This window comes from Microbacterium sp. B19 (assembly GCF_000333395.1).
Classification (GTDB): domain Bacteria; phylum Actinomycetota; class Actinomycetes; order Actinomycetales; family Microbacteriaceae; genus Microbacterium.
On the sequence record NZ_BADA01000420.1, the window covers coordinates 1 to 11,501 of the forward strand.

An 11,501-nucleotide genomic window follows, 5' to 3' on the forward strand; every position below is an offset into this window, starting at 1 on the left:
GGACCGAGTGGGCCTCGTTCGCCGGATCGGCGGGGATCTTCGCCTTGGACGCGTTCAGCTCGGCGAGCGTCCGACCACTCGGCAGAGTGATATCGAGCAGGGGGATGCTGCCGACCGGCACACTCCTCGCTGAGCCGCTGACCGGAGCCTGCTCCTCCGGGGGGAGCTCGATCTGCGGATTCAGCGTGGGATCGAGATCCCCCGGGTCCGCATTCGGCGTTGTCGGGGCGCACCATCAGCTGCACCTTAGGGCACCCGAGCGCTTCGAGCAGGCGCTCCGCCTCGGCGACGAGCGCGCGGCCGACGCCCCGGCCGCGGTGCGACTCGGCCGAAGCGAGGTAGTACAGCCAGCCGCGGTGGCCGTCGTACCCGGCCATGACGGTGCCGACGACGACTCCCCCGTCGACGGCGACGAGGAAGAGCTCCGGCTGAACGGTGAGCTTGCGGCGGATGTCGGCGCGCGGATCGTTCCAGGGCCGGGTGAGCCGCGCCTCCTCCCACAGGGCGACGACAGCGTCTTCGTCTTCGATCGCGAAGGCACGGATGTCCACGGTCACGGCGCGACCTCCCCGATCAGATCCTCCGCGCGGGCGGAGCGGGCGTCGACCCACCGCACGTCCGGATACCGACGGAACCACGACACCTGACGGCGCCCATACCGGCGCGTGAGCGCTTGCGTCTCCGCGATCGCCTCCGCGCGCGTCCTCTCGCCGCGCAGTTCGGCCAATGCTTGCGCGTACCCGATCGCGCGGGCCGCGGTCACTCCCCGCTCGATGCCCTCGGCCCGCAGCTGGGCCACCTCGTCGAGCAGCCCCTGCTCCCACATGCGCTCGACCCGCGCGTCGAGGAGTCCGACGAGCGTCTCGCGCTCGATGCCCGTTCCGACGACGGAGGTGAGTGGATGCCACAGCTCCGGCGCCGCCGGGAGGGCGCCGCCGTGGGTGTCCTCGCCCTGCGCGAGCACCTCCAGCGCGCGGACCACGCGTCGGCCGTTGCGCGGATCGATACGCTGCGCCGCCGCCGGGTCGGCGGCACGCAGTCGCTCATAGAGGACGCCCGGACCGAGGTCGTCGAGCTCGCGCTCGAGCTCCGCCCGCACGGCCGGGTCACGCGGGGGGAAGCGGAAATCCCACAGCACGCTCGAGACGTACAGCCCGGAACCGCCGACGAGGATCGCGTCGGCCCCGCGCGCATGCACCTGCGCGACGGTCTCGCGCGCGACCCCCTGGTACCAGGCGACCGCGGCCTCCTCCGTCACCGCCAGAGCGTCGAACAGGTGATGCGGGATGCCGCGCCGTTCGGCTTCGGGAAGCTTGGCGGTGCCGATGTCCATCCCGCGGTACAACTGCATGGCATCCGCGTTGACGATCTCCGCCGGACGCCCGCGCCGCGCGAGCGCCTCCGCGAGGTCGAGCGACAGGCCCGTCTTCCCGGTTCCGGTCGCTCCGACGATCGCCCACAGCCGCGGCGCGGCGACCTCGCCGGTCGTCACCCGCCGATGCGGAGCGTCGGCAGGCCGAGCGAGACGGCCCGCGGAGCGCCCGCCTCGCCGGCCGGCGCGGGCACGCCGCAGGACTCCGCCTGCGTACGGTCCCAGGCGTCGCCGGCTCGCGTCCGACGGATGCGCAGGGGCTGACCGGCGGGAGCGTCCGCGAGGAGGTAGAACGGCGCGGCGTGCGTGACTTCCACGGAGACCACGTCACCCGGACGCGGTAGGTCGGAGCCGTCGGGCACCTCGAAGTGGACGAGACGGTTGTCCTCCGCGCGGCCGGTGAGGCGACGCGTCGCAACGTCCTTCTTGCCCTCACCCGTCGAGACGAGCACCTCGAGCGAGCGGCCGAGCTGCTTCTGGTTCTCCTCGAGCGAAATGCGCTCCTGCAACGCGATCAGGCGCTCGTAGCGTTCCTGGACCACGGCCTTGGGCACCTGGTCCTCCATCGTCGCGGCGGGAGTGCCCTGGCGGATGGAGTACTGGAACGTGAAGGCGCTGGCGAAGCGAGAGGCCTCGACCACGCGCATCGTCTCTTCGAAATCGGCATCCGTCTCGCCGGGGAAGCCGACGATGATGTCTGTCGTGATCGCGGCGTGGGGGATGCGGTCGCGAACGCGGTCGAGGATGCCGAGGAACCGCTCGCTCCGGTACGAGCGGCGCATGGCCTTGAGGATGCGGTCCGAGCCGGACTGCAGCGGCATGTGGAGCTGCGGCATCACGGACGGCGTCTCCGCCATCGCGGCGATGACATCGTCGGTGAAGGCCGCAGGGTGCGGGCTCGTGAAGCGGATGCGCTCCAGACCCTCGATCTCGCCGGCCGCGCGCAGAAGCTTGCCGAACGCCAGGCGGTCGCCGAACTCGACGCCGTAGGAGTTCACGTTCTGCCCGAGCAGGGTGACCTCGATTGCCCCGTCGTCGACGAGGAGACGGATCTCGTTCAGGATGTCGCCCGGGCGACGGTCCTTCTCCTTGCCCCGGAGGCTCGGCACGATGCAGAACGTGCAGGTGTTGTTGCAGCCGACCGAGATGGAGACCCACCCGCTGTGGACCGAGTCGCGCTTCGTCGGGAGCGTCGAGGGGAAGATCTCGAGCGACTCGAGGATCTCGAGCTCGGCCTCGCCGTTGTGGCGCGCGCGCTCGAGCATGCCCGGAAGCGACCCCATGTTGTGGGTGCCGAAGACGACGTCGACCCACGGCGCCTTCTGCTGCACCACGTCCTTGTCCATCTGCGCGAGGCACCCGCCCACGGCGATCTGCATGCCGTCGTGGTGATCCTTGCGCGACTTCAGGTGGCCGAGCGTGCCGTAGAGCTTGCCCGCGGCGTTGTCGCGGACCGCGCACGTGTTGATCACGACGACGTCGGCGTCCGTACCGGCCTCCGCGCGGACGTAGCCGGCGCTCTCCAACGAACCGGACAGGCGCTCGGAATCGTGCACGTTCATCTGACAGCCGAACGTCCGCACCTCGTAGGTGCGCGCGCGTCCGTCCGCGGTGCGAGCGGCGGCGGAGGGCGCGATGAGCGTCGGCGTGGCTACAGGGGTGGTCATGATGCGTGCCATTCTAAGCGCCGGTGCGGAAAGGGGCGGGGTGGCGGGTCGACGCCTCCCCCGCGCCGCAGTGGTCCGCCCACCCGCCGGGGTGGCGGATCGACGCCTCCCCACGCCGCAGGGGTTCGCCCGGCGTCGTAGCGGATCAGGGCCTCCCCGTGCCGGAGCCGCGGACTCGTCGGCGAGAGGGACCCGGGCTATTCGTCCGGAGTGAATCGAACGCCGCTGGACGGTGCGGGCCGGGAGAACGGCGCTCGCCGCACCCCCGCCTCGGCGAGGGCCTGCCGTGCGGCGTCGAGGGACACGGACGACGAGTACCCCCGGCGCGCGAGTTGACCGGCGAGTCGACGCAGGCTCGCGTCGTAGTCCTTGCCGCCGACGCTGCGCGCCTTGGAGCGGGCAAAATCGAGCGCACGTTCCGCGTCGTCGTCGGGAAGGTCGGCGATGGCGGCGTCGGCGACCTCGCGCGAGATGCCCCGTTTGCGGAGAGTCTGCACCACGGCGCGGCGCCCCTGCCCCCGGCGTTCGATCGCCGACATCGCGAGCTGCTCCGCGAACGCCTCGTCGTTGAGGTAGCCGAGGTCGACGAACTTCGCCAGGACCTCGTCGATCAGGACGTCATCCATGCCCTCGACACCGCCGAGGGCCGTCCGAGCCTCCGCGAGAGAGAGGGACCGGCCGCGGAGCCTGCGCAGAAGCATCGCCTCGGCGCGATCGCGGATCTCGTCGGGTGACTCCTCGGATGCGTCCGCACCCGCGCCTGGTCGCGCCCGCTCCGCAGCGGCGTCACCGCGCTCATCGTCGGGCGACGACCACCGCGACGGAAAGCCGGCCGCTCGGTCGCCGGACGGAGACGAGGCGGACGCGGCGCCGACCGATCGTGTGCGACCCGCCGGATGCGCGGATGACGGTCGCTGCGTCGGTGTCCGAGCTCCGAACAACGGGATCACGGGCGCGAGGTCGTCCGCCGGCACGGAGCCGTCCGAGTCGCTCTCCGACGAGGTGGAGCGGCGACCCGGACGGCGTGCGTCGTCGGTCATCAGGCCGGACGGCGGGCGGCCAGCTCGTCGGTCGTCGGGGCCGCGGCAACGGCGGGGGTTCCGATCCCGAGCTTGGTCTTGATCTTCGACTCGATCTCAGCGGCGACGTCGGGGTTCTTGGTGAGGAAGCCCCGGGCGTTCTCCTTGCCCTGTCCCAGCTGTTCGCCGTCGTAGGTGTACCAGGCACCCGATTTCTTGACGATGCCGTGCTCCACGCCGAAGTCGATGAGGCTTCCCTCGCGCGAGATGCCGACACCGTAGATGATGTCGAACTCGGCCTGCTTGAAGGGCGGAGCCATCTTGTTCTTGACGACCTTGACGCGGGTGCGGTTGCCCACGGCTTCGGTGCCGTCCTTCAGGGTCTCGATGCGGCGGATGTCGAGACGGACCGACGCGTAGAACTTCAGCGCCTTTCCGCCGGCGGTGGTCTCGGGGGAACCGAAGAACACGCCGATCTTCTCGCGCAACTGGTTGATGAAGATCGCCGTGGTCTTGGTGGTGTTCAGTCCACCCGTGAGCTTGCGAAGCGCCTGCGACATCAGTCGGGCTTGGAGACCCACGTGGGAGTCGCCCATCTCACCCTTGATCTCGGCCTCGGGGACGAGAGCGGCCACGGAGTCGATGACAACGAGGTCGATGGCACCGGAGCGGATCAGCATGTCGGCGATCTCGAGCGCCTGCTCGCCCGTGTCGGGCTGCGAAACGAGCAGGGCGTCGATGTCGACGCCGAGCTTCTTGGCGTACTCGGGGTCGAGCGCGTGCTCGGCGTCGATGAACGCCGCGATACCGCCGGCGCGCTGGGCGTTGGCGATCGCGTGCAGGGTCAGCGTGGTCTTACCCGAAGACTCCGGGCCGTAGATCTCGATGATGCGACCGCGCGGAAGCCCGCCGATCCCCAGCGCCGCATCGAGGGCGATGGATCCGGTCGGGATGGTCTCGATCGGTGCGCGCTCGTCGCTGCCCAGTCGCATGACCGAGCCTTTTCCGAACTGCCGGTCGATCTGGGCGAGGGCCGATTCGAGGGCCTTCTCGCGCTCTGCGGGTGAGGGCATGACGTCTTCTTTCTGCTCGCGTTCCGTCGCCTATAGGCTGTCGCGCTCACCACCGACGGTGGCGATGCCCGACAAGGCGTTCAGAGTGTCGTTCGACATCGCTCACGTTAGAGAGGGCCTCCGACATCGGTGAGAGGAACCCGGTCTTCTGTGGACGAAAACGTCCGAACCTCCGATGTGCAGGAGCCTACGCCGATATCGAACGAAGATTCGATGACACGCCGCGCGTCGTGATCGAAGTGCCGAACTCTTCGCGTCCCGCACCGAGTCCGGAAGGGCCGCATCGCGCTCGGTTCAGCGGCGTCGCGGGTCGAGACGTCCCACGCCGTACCGACGCTCGAGAGGAACGTCGGTCTCCTCGCACAGAGCGAGCCACACCTCGCGCGGGTCGACGCCGGCGGCGAGAGCATCCACGCTCGTCCGCCCACCGACGGCCGACAGCACGAGATCGGTCAGAAGCGATCCGCCACGCGGACCGAACTCGTCGGCGACGGCACGCTCGAATTCGCTACGACGCATACTCCGGGATCAGCGAAGGGAGAGCTCGGGCTCGACCGCCGCGACCAGGTCGTCGGGAACGACGTCGGGGAAGGTCTGCAGACCCTCGAGAACCGAGAGACGATCGCCGACCTCGCGCATGATCGTCGAGATGGGGACATCGAGGGCCTCGGCGACGGAGGCGAGGATCTCGCTCGACGCTTCCTTCTGGCCGCGCTCGACCTCGCTCAAGTAGCCGAGTGCGACACTGGCACGGCTCGCGACCTGGCGAAGGGTACGACCCTTCTGCTGGCGGAGCTCACGCAGGACCTCGCCGATCTCTTGACGGACCAGGATCATGTGAACCCCTCCTCACTACCGATTCCCCCGCTGCCCGGGTGGACAACGGTACAACACCGTTTCAGGTCACCCTAATGCCGCGCGCTGGGCACTGGATGGGAATCGCTGAGAACAACCCCGGTGTGTCATCATTTGTTCCCCCGCGGGAGCCGTCCCCGGCTCGACCTCACAGGGCAGCGAGAGCGCGGCGGATCGCGATGTGCGTGGCCTCGCGTCGGATGCGGTCGCGGTCCCCCGCGATGACGAGCGAGTCCACCCGCGTGCCGAGCGGCGTCGAGACCGCAATGTGCACCGTCCCGACCGGCTGTCCGTCCTGAGGCTCCGGTCCCGCCACTCCCGTCGTGGCGATGCCGACGTCGGCGGGCGTGCCGTCGCGCCCGAGGACGTCGCGGACACCGCGCGCCATCTGGCGGGCGACGCGCGGGTGCACGGCACCGTGCGCCTCCAGCAGCGCGGGGTCGACGCCGAGGACGCTGTGCTTGAGATCGGTCGCGTAGGCCACGACACCGCCCCGGACGGCGCGAGAGGCGCCGGGGATGTCGACGAGCGAAGACACCACCATCCCGCCCGTGAGCGACTCGGCGACGGCGACGGTCCAGCCGAGTTCGACGAGGCGTTCGAGGAGCACGGCCGCGCTCTCCCGCGGGTCGCGGACGACGGTCTCGTCGAGATCGTCGGGCACGCCGTCGATCATCCGCGCGCCCGCTTCGCGCGCGCCCCGCGGACCTCCGAGACGAGGTAGTCGATGCCCGACGCGATCGTGAGGACCACCGCGATGGTCATCGTCACCGTCCCGGCCCACCACACGATGGAGTGCCAGACGGTGGCATCCGAGAGGGATGCCAGCGGCAGGAGCGCGATCGAGAGGGCGACGGCCTGCGCCACGGTCTTGAGCTTGCCCATCCAGGCCGCGGCGAGGACATGGTCGCTGACGACCAGGAAGCGGTAGATCGTGATGCCGATCTCGCGGACGAGCACGATGATCGTCACCCACCAAGGCAGTTCCCCGAGGATCGACAACCCGACGAACGCGACGCCGGTGAGCGCCTTGTCCGCGATCGGGTCGAGGAGTTTGCCGAGGTCGCTGACGATCTCGTAACGACGGGCGATGTACCCGTCGACACCGTCCGTGGCGATCGCCACGATGAAGACGATCCCCGCGGCCCAGCGCAGCCCTCCCCCGGCGCCCGCGTCCGCGAGCAGCAGCCACAGGAAGACCGGCGCACACAGGATCCGCGCGATCGTGATCGCGTTGGGAAGCTGCGGGTGCACCGCCATCAGTCGCGTCCCGTCAGCTGCCAGGCGTCTTCGGAATCCTCGTCGTCGCCGACCACGGGAAGACCCTCGAACTGGGCCTCGACGGGGTCGGGACCGTAGGGGTCGTCGTCGGCGCCGGCCGGCGGCTCCTCGCCACGCAGACGCGCGAGGACGGCGGGAAGCTGTTCGTTCGTGACGAGGACGTCGCGGGCCTTGGAGCCCTCCGAGGGCCCGACGATCTCGCGGGACTCGAGGAGGTCCATCAGACGACCCGCCTTCGCGAACCCGACGCGCAGCTTGCGCTGCAGCATCGACGTCGATCCGAACTGCGTCGAGACGACCAGCTCGGCGGCGGCCAGGAGCAGCTCGAGGTCGTCCCCGATGTCGGCGTCGATCTCCTTCTTCTCGGCCGCGGCCTGGACGTCGGAACGGTATTCGGGCCGCGCCTGCTGCGTCACGTGGGCGACGACGCGTTCGATCTCCTGCTCGCTCACCCAGGCGCCCTGCACGCGCAGAGCCTTCGAGGCGCCCATCGGCAGGAACAGACCGTCGCCCTGACCGATCAGACGGTCGGCGCCGGGCTGGTCGAGGATGACGCGGGAGTCCGTGACGCTCGTGACCGCGAACGCGAGGCGCGACGGCACGTTGGCCTTGATGAGGCCCGTGACCACATCGACCGAGGGACGCTGGGTCGCGAGGACCAGGTGGATGCCACTGGCGCGGGCAAGCTGCGTGATGCGCACGATCGAGTCCTCGACGTCACGCGGGGCGACCATCATCAGGTCGGCGAGCTCATCGACGACGACGAGGAGGTACGGGTATGGCTTGAGGACCCGCTCGCTGCCGGCCGGCAGCTGGATCTCGCCGGCGACGACGGCCTTGTTGAAATCGTCGATGTGACGGAAGCCGAACGACGCGAGGTCGTCGTACCGCATGTCCATCTCCTTCACGACCCACTGGAGCGCCTCGGCGGCCTTCTTGGGGTTCGTGATGATGGGGGTGATGAGGTGAGGCACGCCCGCGTAGGACGTGAGCTCGACGCGCTTCGGGTCGATGAGCACCATCCGCACCTCGGACGGCTTCGCCCGCATGAGGAGGCTCGTGATCATCGAGTTGACGAAGCTCGACTTACCGGAACCCGTGGAACCGGCCACCAGGAGGTGCGGCATCTTGGCGAGGTTCGCCACGACGAACCCACCGCCCACGTCTTTCCCGACGCCGATCGTCATCGGATGGGTCGAGCCGGTCGCGGCATCCGAGCGGAGGATGTCACCGAGGGTCACGATCTCACGGTCGGCGTTCGGGATCTCGACACCGATCGCGCTCTTGCCCGGAATGGGCGCGAGGATGCGCACTTCGTTCGAGGCGACCGCATAGGCGATGTTGTTGGTGAGCGCGGTGATGCGCTCGACCTTCACGCCCGGACCGACCTCGATCTCGTACTGCGTCACTGTCGGGCCGCGGGAGAAGCCGGTGACGCGCGCGTCGACCTTGAACTGCTCCATCACGCTCTCGATGGCGCGGACGACGGCGTCGTTGGCCGCGGAGCGCTCCTTCGGCGGGGTTCCCGCCGCCAGGGCGCTCACCGACGGCAGGCGGTAGTTCGCCGACGGCGGGAGGCCCGCGTTGTCGCCGCCGAGACCCGAGATGCCGGGGAGGTCGTCGTCGCCCTCGTCTTCGGCGGGCGAGTCGTCGCGCAGGCCGCGACCGGTCGGGAGGCCGGCGAGCGCGGACGGGTCGATGATCTCGGTGAGCGCGTCCGGAGCCGGCGGCAGCGGCGGCCGCACCGGGGGCGCGGCAGTCGTGGAGGGCGCTGCGGGTGCGGAGGGCGCGACGAACGCCGACTCGAACCCGCCCTGCGGGGTTCCGGGCGTGAGCAGAGCCGTCAGGTCGTCGGACCCGAGGTCGCCGTCGACGTCCTCCTCGCGGCCCGACTTGTTCCGGCGCCACCACGGCAGCGACTTCTCGGCGGGCGCCTCGTCGTCGGCATCCACCGGCAGAACCGCGGTCGCGGCGTCCTTCTCGACGCGCTCGGCACCGAACATCCACGCGTAGAGGTCGCCGAGGCGCTGACCGATCCGGTTCGGCGGGGTCTTCGTGAGGATGAGGACGCTGAGGAGCGTCAGGACCGAGAGCGCGATGTAGGCGCCGACGTTCGTGAGGACCAGGGCGAGCGGCTCACCGATGAGCCAGCCCCCGAGTCCGCCGGCCAGGCTGAGGGTCGGCAGCCCGGCGCTCGGCGCCGGCCGCCCGCCGGAGACATGGCAGAACCCCGCCATGGAGATGACGAACAGCGCGAAACCGATGCCGATGCGACCGTTGTCGTGCACGGACGACGGATGCCGGAACAGCCACCCCGCGAGGAGCAGGAGCAGCACGGGGAAGACGAACGCCACTCGTCCGATCAGGCCGCCGAAGCTGTAGGCGCTGATCGCCGCGGCCACGTCGGTGCCGATGAAGAACCACTCCACCACCGCACCGAGGACGGCGAGGACCACGAGCAGGAACGGGAAGCCGTCGCGCCGCTGGTCGCGCTCGAGAGTCTCGGGACCGAAGACGCGGAACATTCCACCGACGCCGTGGGCCAGCGCCGTCCAGGCGCGGACGGCGACCGGGGGCTTCTCGGGCTCGTCGACGTACCGCTTGGGCGCGGGCGCCGACGCTTTCGGTCGCGCCTGTCCCTTCGCGGGGGCGCGACCGCCGGACGTGGACGAACTGCGGGGCATTCCCCCACGGTAGGCCGAGCCCCCGACATTCGCACGGACCGACGCGGGGTTCGGCCCAAGGAGCTCCTCAGCGGAGCGTTCTCACCATGACGTCGCGGCCCTGTCCGGCCCGGGTCACCGCGAAACCCTCGCTGCGGTAGAAGGTGCGCGCGAAGTTGTCGCGCTCGACGCTCAGGCTGATGCGCGAATAGCCCTGGTCGCGCGCGTGAGCCACCAGGCGCTGCAGGAGCGCCCGCCCCACCCCGTGCGCGCGCCACACCGGACGCACCCCGATGATGAGCTCGGGAACGCCCGTGCCGACCCACCCGAATCCGGGCTCGCTGCGCGGCAGCATGCGGTACCAGGCCGCGCCGATCGCCTCGCCCGCGGGCGATTCCGCGACGAAACCGGCATCCCCCGGCCGTTGCCAGCCGGCGATGTACCGCACGTGGTCGGGGCTGCTGAGCACCTCGTGACGCGGCCGGGCGCTGCCGGCGCGCCAATTCGCGGCCTCCACCGTCATGTCGGCCAGGAACGCACCGTCGGACGGGAGTGCCGCGCGGATCGGGATGGCGGGCATGCCCGCATGATACCGATCCGCGCGGTCGCCCCGCGGGTCCGCTCCCCGCCTGTGCAGAGCAGCGGACCGGAACCTCACGCCTCGATGACGAGGGGAACGATCATCGGCCGACGACGCAGCGACTGGTTGACCCAGCGGCCGATCGTCCGGCGGACCACCTGCGACAGCGCGTGGGTGTCGCGCACGCCCGACTGCGCCGCCTCGGCGAGCGCGGCCGCGATCTTGGGCTTCACGCTCTCGAACACCGCGGCGTCCTCGGCGAACCCGCGCGCATGCACCTCGGGGCCGGAGATGATCTTGCCGGTCTGACGGTCGACGACGACGATCACCGAGATGAAGCCCTCTTCGCCGAGGATGCGGCGGTCCTTGAGGTCGGCATCCGTGATCTCGCCCACCGACGACCCGTCGACGTACACGAAACCGATGTCGAGCTGTCCGACCACCTGGGCGTGACCGTCGCGGAGGTCGACCACCGTCCCGTTCTCGCCGAGGATCGTCTTCTCCGCCGGGATCCCGGTCTCCTGCGCGAGCTTCGCGTTCGCCATGAGGTGACGGAACTCGCCGTGGACCGGCAGCACGTTCCTGGGCTTCAGGATGTTGTAGCAGTACAGCAGCTCGCCGGCCGCGGCGTGACCGGACACGTGAACCTTGGCGTTGCCCTTGTGCACGACCGTGGCACCGAGCTTCGTGAGCCCGTCGATCACGCGGTACACCGCGTTCTCGTTCCCCGGGATGAGGCTGGATGCCAGGATCACGGTGTCGCCCTCGCCGGGCTCGATCGCGTGGTCGAGGTTCGCCATGCGGCTGAGCACGGCCATCGGCTCGCCCTGCGACCCGGTCGACATGTAGACGATCTTGTCGTCGGGCAGGTCGCGCGCCTTCTTGTAGTCGATGAGGACGCCGTCGGGCACGTTGAGGTAGCCGAGGTCGGCGGCGATGCCCATGTTGCGCACCATGCTGCGTCCGAGGAGCGCCACCCGGCGGCCGTGGC

Annotated in this window: 12 protein-coding genes; all 12 read right to left on the reverse strand. The window is 70.1% G+C overall.

Going from position 1 to position 11,501, the window contains the following annotated elements; genetic code table 11:
• Positions 1 to 557 (reverse strand): GNAT family acetyltransferase (locus I5G_RS26905; RefSeq protein WP_051038822.1); only part of this gene is annotated, 557 nt, incomplete at its 3' end.
• Positions 554 to 1,492 carry a tRNA (adenosine(37)-N6)-dimethylallyltransferase MiaA gene (miaA, locus tag I5G_RS14835; protein WP_022879753.1) on the reverse strand — a complete coding sequence of 313 codons (939 nt, stop codon included), beginning with the start codon at positions 1,490 to 1,492 and terminating at the stop codon, positions 554 to 556. The genes miaA and I5G_RS26905, both read right to left, overlap by 4 nt.
• A complete protein-coding gene (gene miaB, locus I5G_RS14840) occupies positions 1,489 to 3,039 on the reverse strand; it encodes a tRNA (N6-isopentenyl adenosine(37)-C2)-methylthiotransferase MiaB (RefSeq protein WP_026095961.1) in 1,551 nt (516 codons plus the stop codon). The genes miaA and miaB overlap by 4 nt, the downstream gene beginning before the upstream one ends.
• A gap of 197 nt (positions 3,040 to 3,236) precedes the next feature.
• On the reverse strand, positions 3,237 to 3,665 hold the full coding sequence (locus I5G_RS26585; RefSeq protein ID WP_239642554.1) for a regulatory protein RecX: 429 nt from the start codon (positions 3,663 to 3,665) through the stop codon (positions 3,237 to 3,239).
• A gap of 413 nt (positions 3,666 to 4,078) precedes the next feature.
• Complete coding sequence (recA, locus tag I5G_RS14850) at positions 4,079 to 5,131, reverse strand: recombinase RecA (protein ID WP_022879756.1); 1,053 nt, start codon at positions 5,129 to 5,131, stop codon at positions 4,079 to 4,081.
• Between the two features lie 294 nt (positions 5,132 to 5,425).
• A complete protein-coding gene (locus I5G_RS14855; RefSeq protein WP_022879757.1) occupies positions 5,426 to 5,650 on the reverse strand; it encodes a DUF3046 domain-containing protein in 225 nt (74 codons plus the stop codon).
• A gap of 9 nt (positions 5,651 to 5,659) precedes the next feature.
• Positions 5,660 to 5,968, reverse strand: a complete 309-nt coding sequence (locus I5G_RS14860; RefSeq protein ID WP_022879758.1) for a helix-turn-helix domain-containing protein — start codon at positions 5,966 to 5,968, stop codon at positions 5,660 to 5,662.
• A 166-nt stretch (positions 5,969 to 6,134) separates the two neighbouring features.
• Positions 6,135 to 6,662: a CinA family protein gene (locus I5G_RS14865; RefSeq protein WP_022879759.1), complete on the reverse strand. Its 528-nt coding sequence runs from the start codon at positions 6,660 to 6,662 to the stop codon at positions 6,135 to 6,137.
• Positions 6,659 to 7,246 carry a CDP-diacylglycerol--glycerol-3-phosphate 3-phosphatidyltransferase gene (pgsA, locus tag I5G_RS14870; protein WP_022879760.1) on the reverse strand — a complete coding sequence of 196 codons (588 nt, stop codon included), beginning with the start codon at positions 7,244 to 7,246 and terminating at the stop codon, positions 6,659 to 6,661. The genes I5G_RS14865 and pgsA overlap by 4 nt, the downstream gene beginning before the upstream one ends.
• Complete coding sequence (locus I5G_RS14875; RefSeq protein ID WP_022879761.1) at positions 7,246 to 9,951, reverse strand: DNA translocase FtsK; 2,706 nt, start codon at positions 9,949 to 9,951, stop codon at positions 7,246 to 7,248. The genes pgsA and I5G_RS14875 overlap by 1 nt, the downstream gene beginning before the upstream one ends.
• 67 nt (positions 9,952 to 10,018) lie before the next feature.
• The gene (locus tag I5G_RS14880; protein ID WP_022879762.1) at positions 10,019 to 10,510 is read right to left on the reverse strand and encodes a GNAT family N-acetyltransferase; all 492 of its coding nucleotides are present in this window, start codon (positions 10,508 to 10,510) and stop codon (positions 10,019 to 10,021) included.
• Between the two features lie 74 nt (positions 10,511 to 10,584).
• Positions 10,585 to 11,501: ribonuclease J (locus I5G_RS14885; RefSeq protein WP_026095964.1), on the reverse strand; the 917-nt coding region annotated here is incomplete at its 5' end.